Here is a 15,657-nt window from a genome sequence, read left to right on the forward strand (position 1 = left end):
GGCCCTATTCACCTTCTTATATAAATAGATAACAAAGATGCACTGACTAACTTTTTGAACTGACAAGCTTAATGGGGCATTATGACAGTTTTAGGACTGGTCTTATCTGTTTATTGCTCCATGGCAACCACACTACCTCGTCCTTGACGTTTTGCCTCGCTCAGCGCTTCCTCAGCGCGGTGGATCATTGCTTCTACCGAGCTTTGAAGACCGCAAAACTCCACTACCCCGAACGAACTAGTAAGCGCGATGTTTTTATCACAAGCCACCTCAAAGGCTTGCTGCACAATAAGATTTTTAGCACGAGTCGCCAACAATGAGGCACCTTCAAGAGCAGTATTGGGCAATAACAGGGCAAACTCAGTACCATTGATCCGCGCTATTATGTCGGTTTCTCTTAACATTCCATTAAGTAGGGAACTAAATTCAACAAGTACCCTATCACCTGCGGCATAACCATATTGCTCATTAATTGTTCTAAAATAATCAATATCGGTAATAATTAGACTAAAAGGAACTCGGTAGCGCTCATATAACTTAATTTGACCATCAAGCTTTTCACTAAGTTGTCTGCGACTAGCAACCCGTGTCATCGGATCGATCTGAGACACAAAGTCGAGCTCGTTTTGCAAATGCGCTCGTTCACTCTCAAGCACCTTAATCGCGGTAATATCTTTACCGTATATGAGGTAAGCATGGGAACTTAACGGGAGGCACTTTACACTAAAAAACACGCCAGTCAGGGTATCAATCTCCAACTCGGTAGCGCCCTGATCTTGGTTGCCCTTCAGACTTAAAAACCAGTCAGCCAATTCATCGCCGTCAATTCTGTCCTCAAAAACACTCCCCTGATCAGATGAAAATAGCGCCTCTATTGTATTGCCAATTAACGACTTGTTGTGCTTACCAAGCAATGTTGCCATCGTATCATTACAAAAGGTTATCACATTCTGTTGGCTCACTATCGCTACTGCATCTTCACTTTTGTTCAGCGCTTCAATCAGTGTCATTTCTAAATGGTTTTCGCTCAAAATAATGGTTCTCCCTTGGCTTTTCCATACTGTAAAACAATTTATTTAATTTATCTTCTATCTCAGATAAAGCGCTCTCTTATTTTGGAATACACATCAATCAACATTTATTGATTCTAATTTGGCACCAATTATTTTCCCAATTACCTGTATTTAACGCAACAAATGAAACGTATAGTGTGCGTCATATACACAGGAGGCACTATGTTCAAACCAACCAGACTTGTCACACTCATTTCTGCTTTACTCTTACTCAGCGCATGCGGTGGATCAGAGCAAGCGATAACTAACGCTCCACAGTTACAACCTATCGATGTAGCTGCCACACCACAGATAAATGTTGCCGATTGGCACACTTATACAACGCGTCTTTCTTCTCCCAATGAGGTCGCGTTACGCGCCCGCGTAACTGGCGTTGTTCGAACGGTAAATTTTAAAGAAGGTGATACTGTTGAAAAAGGTGAGGTTCTTTTTGAGCTTGATGACCGTACTTTTTTAGCTGACGTGGCCAGCCTTGCTGCGCAAGTAACTCGAGCAGAGGCAGCGCTTTCGCAAGCGAAAAGTGAGTCTGCTCGAGCTCTTCGTCTTAGTAAACAAAAAGCCATATCCACTGAAGAAGTAGACGCTCGAGTTTCACTTACGGCACAGCGTCAGGCTGAGTTAGATGCCTTAAGAGCCTCTTTTAAGTCTGCACAACTTAATTTGGAATTTAGCAAGGTCACGGCTCCTATTAGCGGAAAAATTTCATTTGCTGAAGTGACCCAAGGCAATACGATCCGTGCAAATGACACGCTACTCACAACGATTGTCGCGACCGACAAAATGTATGCGTATTTTGATATTGATGAACGCACATGGAACAGCCAATTTGCCACAGTAACCGACACAGATAAATTACCAGTTAAACTTCAGCTTTTAGGTAGCCAGGCACAGCCAATTATCGGCCAGCTAGACTTTATTGACAATGCTATCGATAACCACTCAGGCACCCTAAAAGTAAGAGCCTCTTTCGATAATAAAAATGGTTTGCTACGTCCAGGGTCGTTTGCTCGTGTGAGTTTATCATCCGGAGAACTTAATAACCGCGTAATAATACCTGATAAAGCTGTTGGTACAGATCTTAAAAATCGTTTTGTGCTTGTCGTAAACGATGCTAACACTCTTGAATATCGGTTAATCACGCTGGGGAATCGCTATGGTGAGTTTCGTGCGGTTGAGTCAGGACTGAGCGCAGGTGAGCGCATTGCAGTCAATGGCCCTGCTCGGGTGGGCCCTGGAATGCCCATAAGTCCAAACAATGTAACACTTACGCTTCCCGAATCCATTTCAGCTCAAGTCGTTGCAATGACCGAGATAGAGTCAACACAAGGACTAAATTAACAATGAAATTTTCACATTTTTTCATTAAAAGGCCTATCTTTGCCGCAATGATGTCACTGGTGATACTTATCGCCGGTGCCATCTCCTTGTTTCAGCTGCCGGTCAGTGAGTATCCTGAAGTCGTACCTCCGACTGTTGTAGTGTCAGCAACTTACCCAGGCGCTAACCCCAAAGTCATTGCCGAAACCGTAGCAACGCCTTTAGAGCAAGAGATCAATGGGGTTGAAAATATGTTATACATGTTTTCACAAGCGACTAGTGACGGCCGACTGACACTCACCGTTACGTTTGCACTAGGCACAGATCTAGATAGAGCACAGGTTCAGGTACAAAACCGTGTAAACAGCGCGACTCCCAGATTACCAGAAGAAGTGCAGCGCCTTGGTGTAGTCGCAGAAAAAGCTTCTCCAGATCTCACTATGGTCGTGCATTTGGTGTCACCCAGCGGCTCCCATGACACGAGTTACCTTTCAAACTACGCGGATATTTATGTTAAAGACCAGATAGCACGACTACCTGGTGTTGGCGACGTACAGCTGTTCGGTGGAGGAAAATATGCGTTGCGGATTTGGCTAAACCCCGAACAATTAGCTGAGCGTAACCTAACTGCCAGCGATATAGTTAAGGCGATAAAACAACAAAACCGTCAAGTTGCGGCAGGCTCATTAGGTGCACAACCGACTACCAATGATAACCAATTTCAAATACTGCTAAACGTAAAAGGCCGCTTGGCTGAGATAAACGAGTTTGAAAACATTATCGTTAGTGTATCCAACGATGGAGCAATCACGCGATTACAAGATATAGGTCGAGTCGAGCTTGGACAAGATAATTATGCGTTACGTGCACTATTAGATGGAAACGAGGCTGTTGCGATGCCTATTTTCCAGCGCCCAGGCTCAAATGCTATCGAGCTTTCTGATCAGGTGCGTGAAACCATGAAATCACTTGCGACACGTTTTCCTGAAGGAGTCGAATACGATATTGTGTATGACCCAACAATCTTTGTACGCGGCTCTATAGATGCGGTTATCTCAACCCTTCTAGAAGCCATTGTTTTAGTTGTATTGGTGGTTATTTTATTCCTACAGACATGGCGCGCATCTATCATTCCTCTTGTCGCGGTACCAGTATCGTTAGTGGGCACTTTTGCTGCCATGCAGTGGCTTGGCGTCTCCATTAACACCCTCTCCTTATTTGGTTTAGTACTTGCAATTGGTATTGTCGTCGATGATGCTATCGTTGTTGTAGAGAATGTAGAGCGTAATATTGAAAACGGTCTTGCACCTTTCGAAGCCACAAAGCAGGCGATGTCTGAAGTAACAGGCCCGATTATTGCCATCGCGCTAGTGCTGTGTGCCGTATTTATTCCCACCGCATTTATTACAGGACTATCGGGGCAGTTTTACAAACAATTCGCCCTTACTATTACTATTTCTACGTTAATTTCCGCTTTTAACTCTTTGACATTATCTCCAGCGCTTGCTGCGTTACTGCTAAAACCACACGGTGCCAAGCCTGATAGGCTCACTGTGATATTGAATAAACTATTTGGACAGTGGTTATTCAAGCCATTTAACCGATTTTTTGACAAAGCAGCACAAGGCTATGTCGCGCTTGTAAAAAGGCTGATCCGCTTAAGTGCTATCGTGCTAGTCATTTATCTAGGGTTGATTTTTGCCACAACAAAACTGTTTGATACCATCCCTGGAGGCTTTATACCGCAACAGGATAAACAATACCTAGTTGCTATCGCTCAGCTCCCAGATGCAGCCAGTTTAGATAGAACAGAGGCTGTTGTTCGTGAAATGGAACAAATTGCATTAAATACACCAGGCGTATTGCACTCTGTGTCATTTCCGGGGTTATCTGTTAACGGCTTCACAAACAGCCCTAACAGTGGCATTGTATTTGTCACTCTGGATAAATTTGAAAATCGCACTACACCTGAGCTTTATGCTTCCTCAATCGCAGCAAAGTTAAATCAGCAATTTACTGTCATAGATGAAGCATTTGTTGCCGTATTTCCACCGCCTCCTATTCAAGGTCTTGGCACAACTGGTGGTTTTAAATTGCAAATTGAGGACCGTGCTAACCTCGGATTCGAAAAGCTATTCGCAGATCTGCAAGCTGTAATAGCCAAAGCTCAGCAACAACCTGAACTGATGGGACTTTATTCTAGTTTTCGGATCCAAGTACCACAAATGGATATTGACATCGACCGTGAACAAGCAATGGTGCAAGGAGTGCCGCTTGAGGAAGTATTTAACGCATTACAGATCTACCTTGGCTCGATGTATGTTAATGACTTTAACTTGTTTGGTCGTACATACCAGGTGACAGCACAAGCTGACGCTAACTTTAGAGCAGATCCTGCACAAATATTGTCGTATAAAGTCAAGAACAACTACGGCCAGATGGTGCCGCTTGGCGCGGTATTAAAGGTAACGCCAACCACGGGGCCTGATAGAGTTATGCATTACAATGGTTATCCAACAGCAGAATTAAATGGTAGCCCAGCTCCGGGTTTTTCATCGGATCAAGCGCAAGTTGCGATTGAAGCGGTGTTAAATGAAACCTTAAGTGAGGGTATGGCGTTTGAATGGACCGAAGTAACCTATCAACAAATTCTAGCTGGTAATGTGATGATTTATATTTTCCCGTTAGTCGTCTTATTGGTATTTATGGTCTTAGCTTCACAGTATGAGAGTCTAAAATTACCTTTTGCAATTATATTAATTGTGCCTATGACGATTTTGTCTGCGCTGGTCGGTGTCTGGTTGACAGGTGGTGATAATAACATCTTCACACAAATTGCATTGATCGTACTGGTTGCTTTAGCCTGTAAGAATGCCATTTTAATGGTCGAGTTTGCTAAAGAGGAATATGAGCAAGGAAAAACAAATTTAGCGGCTATTATTGAGGCATGCAAATTAAGGCTCCGCCCAATTCTGATGACATCTATTGCGTTTACAGCTGGTGTCGTTCCTCTAGTTTTAGCGACGGGTGCTGGCGCTGAAATGCGAGAAACAATGGGAATTGCGGTATTCTCTGGCATGATTGGTGTAACGTTATTTGGCTTATTGTTCACGCCAATATTTTTTATGGCGATGACCAAACGCTTTCATATTTCTGCCAGCCACCAGACAAAAGCGGCTCACCAGCAGGTTGAAACCAACGTCAATTAGTCTGAAGGTAAGTAGTAATCATCTTAAAGGTCTCCAAGGAGGCCTTTTTTATTCCCTCAATCTAAGGAGCTGAATTAAGAGGTCTATTTTGAGGCGAGAAAATCTTGTCTATAACTTCGCTACCGCGTCCTACTACCGCTAAGATACCTATATCCATGTAGGAAAGACAAAATTTTGCTATTTAGTTGTTCTAAATAAGGAATTTTTAACGCTATTAGCATCAGGTTTACTCCTTCAAATTGAGCAACAATTAAGTCTAATTGGCATTATAGTGGAAAGATAGATTTTGATTAACGTATTCAACGGCAGTGTCCAGATCGACAAACAGCACTTGCTCTATTGGCTCTGGCATCCCAATTTCTTTTCGAAGCTTTTCCATTTGGCGCTTTGCAATCGCTGAATTTAGTACATAACCTGCGCTTACACACCCTAGTTGCAGACACCGTTTGGCGACATTAACTAATAAATCATAGGCTTGCGGTGTAGCGGCAATCGCTTTTTCTGAATAACTAACATAACCCCATGCTGGCACCGCAATTTCATCACGACATTGTTCCATCGTCCGAGAAAAGAAATGGATCATGGATTCATTAATATTGCCTTCAAAGCAGGCAAATAGGATATTTTTTTCAGTCCAAAGGGTGACCTTACCGCAACGAGTCTGAAAACTGTATTTTGACATTAGCGCCCACCAACTCCTTTCAACAGCCGTGAATTATATCTTAGTCAACAAAGGTTAAAAAAGAGTTTGCACTACTTTTTTAACCTTCCACTTGATAAATGCTTGCTAAAATCAGGGTTCTGCAAGCTGCTTCTTCGTTGCTTCTGACTCTTCTTTGCGGTAATTGTTATATGATAATCCCATAAACTGTGGCAAAGTCGCGCTAATTGCAAGTGATGATAGTGTACCAACTGCTATGCCACAGCATAGCGCCATGGCAAAACTACTCAACCCGGCTCCTGCGAGCCACCATATTGACAGTACAGTTGCTAATGTTGTCAATGAGGTAATTAACGTACGACTCAACGAATCTTTTATCGCTTGATCAATGACTTTTGCCACAGGCGCTTGCTTGTAACGTTCCTCAAAAAGCAGCTCCCTCACTCTGTCTCCAACCACGATGGAGTCATTGAGAGAGTACCCGATGATAGCCAGTAACGCAGCTAATACCGTTAGGTCAAATTCAACCTGCGTGGCAGAAAATAACCCTAACGTAATAACGACATCATGAAATAATGCAATACTTGCTGATACCGCTAGACGCCACTCAAAACGACATGCCAAATAGAGCAGCACGCTCAGTAAAGCAAATAATCCTGCCAGTCCGCCTTGCTCAATAAGTTCATCGCCAACCTGAGCGCCAAGATAACTGGCATCTAATACCGTTACATGCCATTGTGAGTTTAGCTCCGAGATCCACTCTTTTACCTTTAAATCATTAGTAGAAGAAGGAATCTGAAATATTCGCCAACTACCATCCATTTGCAGGTCAATTCGAGCACTCTCCACCCCGAGCTGATGTAACTTCAGTTGCATTTCATCAACAGTGACGGACTTTGGTACATCAATTACAGTGACATACCCACCTGTAAAATCTTGCCCAAAAGCGATTCCTTTTTGGGCTATTGTAACCAAGCTCGTGAAAACCAATACCATCCCTAAAATAAGCCCTATCAATCTGATGTGTTGCGTATTACTTTTCATATTACTTTCCTCCTTGGTGCTGCTGAGAATATAAAGACTCCGACAGTAACCCCGATACAATAACCCCAGCAAAAATACTAGTCACAATGCCAAGCGCTAGCGTGATAGCAAACCCTTTCACTGGCCCATATCCAATCCCAAGCAGAATAAGTGCTGTGATCATCGTTGTTAAATTAGCGTCAACAATGCTGGACATTGCTTGTTGGTAACCTTGCTTTAATGCTATCACCATGGTTGCTCCTTTTGACCTCAGCTCTCTTACCCGTTCAAAAATAATCACGTTTGTATCCACTGCCATGCCAATTGTCAGCACCAAACCAGCAATGCCTGGAAGCGTCAACACAACTCCTGGCAATAATGACATTAAGCCAATGAGGCATACTAAATTGACGAGTAACGAAATAATTGCGATGACTCCGAGCTTTCGATACCACAGAGCCATAAATAACAAGGTGATGCTGAGTCCAAGCGCAAGAGCTTTAAAGCCGCTTTCAATATTTTTCTCACCCAAAGATGGGCCTATTGTTTGCTCTTTTACTATTGTGATTGGTGCATCCAACGATCCTGCTCTTAATAACAACGCTAACTCTTGCGCTCGTTCCATTGATTGCATATTGGTAATGCTAAAGCGGGTATTTAGTACTTGTTGTATAGTTGCAACCGATATCACCTCTGCATGCTTTTTAGTCTCTCCACTGGTACTGACGTAGTACTGTGCAAACACAGTCGCCATTGGCTTGCCGACATTTTGCCGGGAAAACTGGTTGATCTTTTTGCCACCACTTGATGATAAAAATAGCTCTACCAGCGGTTTGCCGTATTCATCTCTACCGGCCGTGGCCGATTCAATTTCATCACCACCAAAAATTGCGGTAGGGTCAATATTGATGACGTTTCCTAATTTATCTTTTATTCTCTGGCCGCCTGCTGTCTGTAACGCATGGAAAGATAATTTGGCAGTGGCACCTATTATGCGTTTTGCTTGGTCAGGGTCTTGCACACCCGGTAGTTCTATACGGATATAATTATCACCTTGTCGTTGGGTTACCGCTTCAGTGATCCCGAGTTCCTCAATTCGCGAGCGCAATGTTGATAATGCCTGAGTCATTAACTGCTTATGAAGCTCAATTTTTTTTGCCTCGGGAAAAGATAAAGTCAATGTAGTGAGACTACCATGGGCTTTTCTATTGCTGCTAAGGTGCGGATACCGGTCGCGTAAAGTAGTGCTTAATGCTTGTAACTCTGTTTTCCCTTGTACTGTTGCAACTATCTCGACCTCTTGAGCATTGACAACTTGAGGCGAAGATAGATGGCGATAGCGGTTGTTAATTCGAATGCTATTGGCCTCATCTGCAACAGATTGCAGTTGGCTCAGCATTGCCCGCTCAACATCAACTTTGAGAACAAACAATACTCCCCCATCTAGGTCTAAACCAAGCTTGATTGGCTTTAATCCAGTATACTCAAGCCATAAAGGCATTGTGGATGCACTTATTACTTTAACATTTAGTTCACTGTGCAGTGCGGCTATATGCGCCCTAGCCTCTGCGGTAAGTGCTCGATTTTCTAGCTCTACTAAGTATCCACCTTGATGTGATATTACCTTTTTTACCTTAAAGCCCTCATTTTCCAGATTATTTTTTAGCTCAGGTACAGATACAACAAGCACGTTGTTAGCGCTTGCCTGAACCTGTATTAAGTTCTTATTTGGGTATAAGTTTGGTGTAGCACAAATTATCAGTATCACTATGATAATTGCGGTAAAGAATTTCTTGAAGCGCGACGAAGTTGTCATGCCGTGCTTGCTATTCAATTGTTCTATATTCTTCATTTTATTCTCATTGGTCGAGCCAATTTATTTATACCAATTTGCTTAATCCTGATTTCCGATGATAAGTAGTTCATTTTGTGGCAAGAAAATCGTCTCTATAACACCATAGCCCCTGCTCGTGTAAAGGTATCTACATGCTCTGAGCAAGGAAAGTTTCGCTATTTAGTAGCTGTAAACTAGAAACTTTTAACACAGTTAGCATCAGATTTACTGCTCCAAATTGAGCTCATATTAGGACAAATTAGTATTAAAACTGGCGAGCATGGCAATACTATTTCGACTTTTACTAATTTTGTATTTACCAAATCAGTTATGGCAATTATCTTAATTAAGTGATCAACTTGCCTACACGGGCACTGGTATGTTGCCTTCGTTGACCAGCAAAATTACGCAAAGTAAGTAAACCATCGGTCAATACTGGATGCTCAAAATTCAAATTAATACCAAGTATCTTAATTAAGTGATCTATTTTGAGGCGAGAAAATCTTGTCGATAACCAGGCAAAAATTTTGCTATTTAGTTATTCTAAATAAGAAATTTTTAACGCTGTTAGCGTCAGATTTTATCCTTCAAATTGAGCAAGTATTAGGTCTAATTGGTATAAGGTTAACTTTAAATTCGAAATGAACGATGATTATACGTCGTAGCTTAGACGTCCTTTGAAGATGAGGTTGGCTGGTTTGCAGGTATCGATAGAGCCGTTTGCTGGCCGTGTATCAGACATGTACCACGGTAAATCATTGGGTTTTTCCATTTGATAAACCATGGTGGGAACATATTTTGGCTCTGCTAGCGCAAACGCCAGTGCATATTCCGCTTGCTGTTTTGGATGCAAAAAATAACTAGGATGATTGGAGCGCTCTCGCTCTGGTAAAAAGCCAGTATCATGATCGTTGTCATCATGTGAAAGCTTGAACGGCATAACTTGCTTATGCTGATCTGGTTGATTAACTGGTAACTGAATAGCATCATCGGTAATAGACATCGACTTTGTTACCGATATAGGAGAAGCCGTATTGCAATCAAGTTCTGTCGCATACGCAGCACCAACCCATAAAAGTATGAGTAGTGAGAGCATTGCTGACAGACTAAAACGTTTCATTGCAATTATTAGTGTAAGATAATTTAAATCATAAGTTGGGGCGATGTTAGCAGATTCAAGACTGCCGAGATATAAAAAAACCCCCGTTTTCGGAGGTTTTTCTGTCCAGCGTATGGATTACAGGTTTACTTGGTCTTTAAGACCTTTACCCGCTTTGAACGAAGGAATGTTCGCAGCTGGGATCTGGATTTCAGCACCAGTTTGTGGGTTACGGCCAGTGCGAGCAGCACGCTCTTTTACAGTGAAAGTACCGAAACCAACTAAAGCAACTGAACCACCTTCTTTCAAAGTGTCCGTTACTGCGCCAGTGAATGATTCTAGAGCGCGAGTTGCCGCTGCTTTTGAAATTTCTGCGTCTGCCGCCATCTTTTCAACTAGTTGAGCTTTATTCATTATTAGATTCCTATAACTTTATAATTTGCCTAAGCAAAACCTATGTTTATGCATTTTGCCTTTGTGTGCAACCCCAAAATTGATAATTTAGACTAAATATTTATTATTTTGCGCTGTTTTAGCTCAAAGCGCACAGTTTGAGACCAAAAGCTATCAATTTGCGTGTCCACGCGCAAGGTTTGTACCTAACAAAAACCGATTAATACAAATAATAATATAAAAGCCAACACTCCACATTGCCCCAAATGTAGGCCAAAAAACGTACCAAGGTTGGTGTATTGTCAACACATCAAAGTTCGCAGCGCCTAGATAACTGGGCGGCGCACACACTGCAAAAAGTAAAATTTGCACAGGCATTGGTAAGGTAAGCAATTTAGCGAGTGCTTTATTTAATGTTAACAGCAGCGCTATCCAAAGTACCCACAGCCAAAGAGGGATAATCGCTTCTCCTTGATAGCTCATTAGACTACTTTCAACCGCTATACGCTCAACGAGCACACCTATCACTGAGCCAACAAATGCCAATGTCATGTTCAACCGTCTGTTTGAATGCCCCAACAACATTATCACGCAGCCTGTTGTCATAAACCAAAGTGCCTGAGACTGAAAGAACAAAGCTGAAAACCAAACACTTTGGAATATCAGCGCGTTAGTAATCCAATGCTGCAACACAATCATTTGACTGATATCCGGGTTTTCTAGCAACTAGGTGAACAGCACTGGTCGCTCGACGCTTAAACGCGCCTTCGCAATAGCACAAGTAAAACTCCCACAAACGATAGAAACGTTCATCAAATCGCTTGCTATCCAAAGATGGCCAAGACTTTTCAAAGCGAACTCGCCAATCATACAAAGTTCTTGCGTAGTGAAGCCCTATGTCATGTAGCTCATGTACTACCATGTCTGTTGCGCTTGAGATTTGTTTACTCATCTCGGTGACTGAAGGCAAACATCCGCCCGGGAAAATATATTGTTGGATAAAATCAGATTGCTTTAGATAGTGTTGATAACGTTGACACGCGATGGTGATTGCTTGAATCAACATGGCACCAGACGGCTTTAGGAGTGCATCGCATTTCGCAAAAAAGCCAGAAAGATATTCATGTCCTACGGCTTCAATCATTTCAATTGAAACCAATTTATCGTACTGCCCTTGTAAGTCTCGGTAATCTTTCTTCAATAGAGTAATTTTATCACCAAGTCCTTCCTCTACAATTAACTTCTCCACATAAGCGTGTTGCTCCTCAGAGATTGTTGTGGTCGTTACATGGCACCCGTGGTGTTTAGCGGCATAAATAGCAAAAGCCCCCCACCCAGTGCCTATCTCAACCACTTTGTCAGTGGCCTGTAAGTCTAGACGTTTGCATATTGCAGCGAGTTTATATTGCTGTGCCTGCTCAAGTGTCGCCTCTTTACTGGGGTAAACAGCACTAGAATAAAGCATTTCTTCGCTGAGAAACGACTCGTAAAGGTCATTTCCTAAATCGTAATGAGCTTCAATATTACGTTTTGAACCTTGTTTTGAGTTTTTGTTCCTAAAGTGCTTAAACTTGTGTGCGATACTAGATAAAACCGCAAACTTTCTTTCAAAGGCATCCAACTGCGCTTGGTTGAGCACGAATATTTCTATTAATGCTGTTAAATTAGAGCAGCTCCAATGACCCAAAATATACGCTTCTCCAGCGCCTACGCTTCCTCCGAGCGCAAACAATTTATACATTGCGGCGTCGTGCACCACAACTTCAGCAATAAGCTCTGAGTCCGTTGAGCCAAAGAGATGTCGGTTACCGCCTTCGACAAGCACGACCTTGCCAGACTCCAAGGTATTTAAAGCGCCGAAGACGAACTTCTTGTATAACTTATCTAGCGTGCTGAGTGATATTGATGAGGTGATTGTTGTGGTGTTTTCCATCTTAAACTCTTCCCGGATGCCCAATGAAGGGTACCTTCTTTAAAAATAACTTTAACGCTTGCCAATAGATACCCTTTGCTATACTCCACGTCATCGCAGGAAAGCGACGTAACAAGCGGTTGATGTTCTTGTTAGTCAGTGCCTGCTTTTTCAACGCCAAAGTCGCATCGAATAGCAATTCGTTACCTTTTCTGTTCTCTATATGGATAACTGTGGTTTGTCCTGGCGGCTTTACTTTCCAGTGATAACGCATATCCAAATTCATAAAAGGTGATACGTGAAAAGCTTTTTCAAAGTTCACATCTTCATGTAAATCAACTGAATAAAAATAGCGCTCGTTCCAAGGCGTGTTACTCACCTCTGCAAGCATATGACTGAAGCCTTGTCCGTTTTCATGCTCAAAGAAGTAAAAGTTCACTGGACTAAAATAAATACCAAAGCAGCGCATTTGTGCCATCAGATAAACTTTGGTCGAGTCTGTTACAGGTCGACCTAGTTGTTTAGACTTTAAATAAGCGCGTTGTAGTAAGCTGCCTTCACCATCTTTGATGTAGTCCTGCTGATTAAACTTGAGCAGTTTTAAGCCAGAGGAGCCAAACATTGACGAGATCCCGTTCAGGGACTCTGCCTCATGTAAGTCAATCCACATCATATACATCGGGTAAGAAAAAGCATGATGAGCGTGCGCAAAACGCCTATGTCTCACTCTCCCTACCAAGATGGCGCTGTTCAAAATTCAACTCCAAGCTGCCTTGCAACATCTACAGCACTTTTGACACCATCTTCGTGAAAACCGTTAAACCAATAAGCGCCACAAAAATAGCTATGATGTTTGCCATCGATCTCAGGCTTTCTTTTTTGTGCATCAATGCTGGTCGTGTTGAAGACCGGGTGATGATATACAAATCGTTGGATCACTTTGCTTTCATCAATGCCACTATCATGGTTTAGTGTGACACAATATTGATGTTTTGCGTCTAGCCCTTGAAGTATGTTCATTTGGTAGGTCACGACTGCGGCCTTGTCGGTCGCCTCGTTTAACAAATAGTTCCAACTTGCCCATGCCGCTTTACGTTTAGGCAGCAGGCTTGTGTCGGTGTGAAGCACAACTGAATTTGCCGTATATGGAATAGCGCCAAGAATTTGTGTTTCTTGTTCCGACGGCGAGGCCAACAATTCAAGCGCCTGATCGCTGTGGCACGCAAACACCACTTTATCAAACTGCTCTTGGTGACCATCCTCAAATACCAAAGTCACGCCATCATCGTCGCGTTGTACGCTAGTGAGTTTGGCATTCAGAACAATATTCTCACGGAACTGTTCCACTAATGGCGCGATGTATTCTCTGGAGCCACCTGGGATCACATACCACTGTGGGCGGTTAGCAATATCCAAGAGACCATGATTGAAAAAAAAGCGCACAAAGAACTTAGCCTCGAAGTCGAGCATCTCTTTGATACTTGTAGACCAGATTGCCGCCCCCATCGGTAGGATGTAATGCAGTTTAAAAAATTCATTAAAATTATGATGGCTTAAGAGCTTACCTAATGTTTCGACGCCATTATAGTCATCACGCTGGTGTAACTCTTTACATACTGTATTGAACCGAACAATATCTTTTAGTAGCTGCCAAAACTTGGGTCTAAACAAGTTGCGTTTTTGGGCAAATAGAGTCCATAGTGAGTGCCCGTTATACTCAAACTCTGTTTGGCTGTTGTGAACGCTGAAGCTCATCTCTGTTGGTTTGCGCGTAACGCCTATTTCTGCGAGCAGCTTTTCAAACTTTGGATATGTTCTGTCATTAAATACGATAAAACCGGTATCTATTGCGATTTTTTCGCCATTATTTTCTACATCAATAGTTGCCGTGTGACCACCAATATAATTATTTTTTTCAAACACTTTGATATCGTGTTTACGGTTCAGTAAATACGCAGCAGTCATACCTGAGATGCCACTACCAATGATTGCAATTTTAGCCACGGGCTATCCTTTTCGCGAGAGGCAACCATAAAGAAAATGGTAAAAGCCTAAGAAGTTTCAAAAATAAGGTAAAACGTCTGGGAAAGTGTACTTCCCTTTTGCGCTTAGAGATCCCCTCGCTTATGTATCCTACTGCGTCTTCAACGCTGACTATACATGGCATCGGGAAATCATTTTTGTCTGTTAGCGGTGTTTCAACAAAACCTGGATGTACAACTGTGACGTCCACACCTTTTAAAGTAACAGAAAGCGTTCTAGCTAGATAGCTGAGTGCCGACTTTGACGCGCCATATGCTTCAGCACGAGGCAATGGCAAAAAAGAGCTGCTAGAGCTGATGATACATAGCTGACCGCCTCGTTTGATTTTGGGTAGAATAATATCTAAGCAATGCCCTATTGAAATCACATTAATGGTCATGATCCGTTCAAAAAGGTGGCCGTCAAAGTCATTCGGATTGTCAATATATTCACAACCGCCAGCATTTAGAATAACCAAATCTAGCTCATCAAGGTCGGCAAACTGACGCTCTATTTCTTCACGCTTCGTTAAATCAAACGCTTTCATTTTTACGCCACTCTCTTGTGCTAGCGAACTAAGAATCTCAGTATTTCGCCCACATGCCGTAACGGTATCGCCCTGGTTAGCATAATATCTGGCCAACCCCTTACCTATGCCTGATGTTGCACCCGTGATCAGTACATGTTTCATCCAGTCACCCTCTTATCAAGCATACGAATTATGTTGCCAAGTACAGGAACCTGACGGTATAACATTTGTGCGCTATCGAAATAATCTCGGTGGTAAGTAACTTTATCACCTTTAAAGCTCAATCTACTGTGCCCATCAACATCAATGGTCTTTCCACCATTAAGCTTTGGATGACGATAAGACATTATCCAGTAAATAAAGCTAACATCATCAGACTGGTAATCGCTTGTCACCGTAAAATTGATGTCAGCAACATTTTCATATAAAGCTTGAAAGTACAGTGTTAGCTGTTCAAGTCCTTGGATGTGATGGAGCGGATCTGTGAAATTAATATCGTCTGTATAAATCTCTGCTAGCTTGTCTAGACAATGCTTGTCGATTTCGTTATACACTGACACAAATCGCTGGGTTTTGTGATCCATA

General features: G+C 42.5%; 14 protein-coding genes. 2 read left to right on the forward strand and 12 right to left on the reverse strand.

Annotation, left to right across the window (positions count from 1 at the left end; genetic code table 11):
• Positions 1-110: 110 nt before the first annotated feature.
• A complete protein-coding gene (locus J8Z24_RS16960; protein ID WP_252095812.1) occupies positions 111-1,031 on the reverse strand; it encodes a sensor domain-containing diguanylate cyclase in 921 nt (306 codons plus the stop codon).
• A gap of 204 nt (positions 1,032-1,235) precedes the next feature.
• On the opposite strand from J8Z24_RS16960, the gene J8Z24_RS16965 reads away from it, so the two are divergent.
• Positions 1,236-2,411, forward strand: coding sequence for an efflux RND transporter periplasmic adaptor subunit (locus tag J8Z24_RS16965; RefSeq protein WP_252095813.1), 1,176 nt, complete (start codon positions 1,236-1,238; stop codon positions 2,409-2,411).
• A gap of 2 nt (positions 2,412-2,413) precedes the next feature.
• Complete coding sequence (locus J8Z24_RS16970) at positions 2,414-5,599, forward strand: efflux RND transporter permease subunit (protein WP_252095814.1); 3,186 nt, start codon at positions 2,414-2,416, stop codon at positions 5,597-5,599.
• Between the two features lie 256 nt (positions 5,600-5,855).
• Here J8Z24_RS16970 and J8Z24_RS16975 read toward each other — a convergent pair whose 3' ends face one another.
• The 11 genes from J8Z24_RS16975 to J8Z24_RS17025 all read right to left on the reverse strand — a co-directional run bounded on the left by J8Z24_RS16975 (position 5,856) and on the right by J8Z24_RS17025 (position 15,656).
• Complete coding sequence (locus J8Z24_RS16975; protein WP_125253134.1) at positions 5,856-6,281, reverse strand: hypothetical protein; 426 nt, start codon at positions 6,279-6,281, stop codon at positions 5,856-5,858.
• Positions 6,282-6,392: 111 nt separating this feature from the next.
• Positions 6,393-7,304 carry a protein translocase subunit SecF gene (secF, locus tag J8Z24_RS16980; protein WP_252095815.1) on the reverse strand — a complete coding sequence of 304 codons (912 nt, stop codon included), beginning with the start codon at positions 7,302-7,304 and terminating at the stop codon, positions 6,393-6,395.
• 1 nt (position 7,305) lies between these two features.
• On the reverse strand, positions 7,306-9,135 hold the full coding sequence (secD, locus tag J8Z24_RS16985) for a protein translocase subunit SecD (RefSeq protein WP_252095816.1): 1,830 nt from the start codon (positions 9,133-9,135) through the stop codon (positions 7,306-7,308).
• 634 nt (positions 9,136-9,769) lie between these two features.
• A complete protein-coding gene (locus J8Z24_RS16990) occupies positions 9,770-10,237 on the reverse strand; it encodes a hypothetical protein (RefSeq protein ID WP_176032208.1) in 468 nt (155 codons plus the stop codon).
• A 117-nt stretch (positions 10,238-10,354) separates the two neighbouring features.
• Positions 10,355-10,630, reverse strand: coding sequence for an HU family DNA-binding protein (locus J8Z24_RS16995; protein ID WP_125253138.1), 276 nt, complete (start codon positions 10,628-10,630; stop codon positions 10,355-10,357).
• A gap of 153 nt (positions 10,631-10,783) precedes the next feature.
• A complete protein-coding gene (locus J8Z24_RS17000; protein ID WP_252095817.1) occupies positions 10,784-11,308 on the reverse strand; it encodes a DUF2878 domain-containing protein in 525 nt (174 codons plus the stop codon).
• Positions 11,280-12,542, reverse strand: a complete 1,263-nt coding sequence (locus J8Z24_RS17005; protein WP_252095818.1) for an SAM-dependent methyltransferase — start codon at positions 12,540-12,542, stop codon at positions 11,280-11,282. Before J8Z24_RS17005 ends, J8Z24_RS17000 begins: the two co-directional genes overlap by 29 nt.
• A 1-nt stretch (position 12,543) precedes the next feature.
• Positions 12,544-13,275 carry a DUF1365 domain-containing protein gene (locus J8Z24_RS17010; RefSeq protein WP_128732537.1) on the reverse strand — a complete coding sequence of 244 codons (732 nt, stop codon included), beginning with the start codon at positions 13,273-13,275 and terminating at the stop codon, positions 12,544-12,546.
• Positions 13,272-14,525, reverse strand: coding sequence for an NAD(P)/FAD-dependent oxidoreductase (locus J8Z24_RS17015; protein ID WP_252095819.1), 1,254 nt, complete (start codon positions 14,523-14,525; stop codon positions 13,272-13,274). Before J8Z24_RS17015 ends, J8Z24_RS17010 begins: the two co-directional genes overlap by 4 nt.
• Positions 14,518-15,234 (reverse strand): SDR family NAD(P)-dependent oxidoreductase, encoded by a 717-nt coding sequence (locus J8Z24_RS17020; protein WP_252095820.1) that lies wholly within the window; start codon positions 15,232-15,234, stop codon positions 14,518-14,520. The genes J8Z24_RS17015 and J8Z24_RS17020 overlap by 8 nt, the downstream gene beginning before the upstream one ends.
• Complete coding sequence (locus tag J8Z24_RS17025) at positions 15,231-15,656, reverse strand: nuclear transport factor 2 family protein (RefSeq protein ID WP_176032204.1); 426 nt, start codon at positions 15,654-15,656, stop codon at positions 15,231-15,233. The genes J8Z24_RS17020 and J8Z24_RS17025 overlap by 4 nt, the downstream gene beginning before the upstream one ends.
• Between the last annotated feature and the right edge of the window lies 1 nt (position 15,657).

Origin of the sequence: Pseudoalteromonas sp. SCSIO 43201, assembly GCF_023716725.1 — a bacterium.
Classification (GTDB): Bacteria; Pseudomonadota; Gammaproteobacteria; order Enterobacterales; family Alteromonadaceae; genus Pseudoalteromonas; species Pseudoalteromonas peptidolytica.

What these genes read in the sequence shown, in the direction of transcription:
- J8Z24_RS17005 (WP_252095818.1), bottom strand. Translation starts at nt 12,542, where the DNA reads ATGGAAAACACCACAACAATCACCTCATCAATATCACTCAGCACGCTA.
- J8Z24_RS16975 (WP_125253134.1), bottom strand. Translation starts at nt 6,281, where the DNA reads ATGTCAAAATACAGTTTTCAGACTCGTTGCGGTAAGGTCACCCTTTGG.
- J8Z24_RS17000 (WP_252095817.1), bottom strand. Translation starts at nt 11,308, where the DNA reads ATGATTGTGTTGCAGCATTGGATTACTAACGCGCTGATATTCCAAAGT.
- J8Z24_RS16995 (WP_125253138.1), bottom strand. Translation starts at nt 10,630, where the DNA reads ATGAATAAAGCTCAACTAGTTGAAAAGATGGCGGCAGACGCAGAAATT.
- J8Z24_RS17025 (WP_176032204.1), bottom strand. Translation starts at nt 15,656, where the DNA reads ATGGATCACAAAACCCAGCGATTTGTGTCAGTGTATAACGAAATCGAC.
- J8Z24_RS16970 (WP_252095814.1), top strand. Translation starts at nt 2,414, where the DNA reads ATGAAATTTTCACATTTTTTCATTAAAAGGCCTATCTTTGCCGCAATG.
- J8Z24_RS16965 (WP_252095813.1), top strand. Translation starts at nt 1,236, where the DNA reads ATGTTCAAACCAACCAGACTTGTCACACTCATTTCTGCTTTACTCTTA.
- J8Z24_RS16990 (WP_176032208.1), bottom strand. Translation starts at nt 10,237, where the DNA reads ATGAAACGTTTTAGTCTGTCAGCAATGCTCTCACTACTCATACTTTTA.
- secD (WP_252095816.1), bottom strand. Translation starts at nt 9,135, where the DNA reads ATGAAGAATATAGAACAATTGAATAGCAAGCACGGCATGACAACTTCG.
- J8Z24_RS17020 (WP_252095820.1), bottom strand. Translation starts at nt 15,234, where the DNA reads ATGAAACATGTACTGATCACGGGTGCAACATCAGGCATAGGTAAGGGG.
- secF (WP_252095815.1), bottom strand. Translation starts at nt 7,304, where the DNA reads ATGAAAAGTAATACGCAACACATCAGATTGATAGGGCTTATTTTAGGG.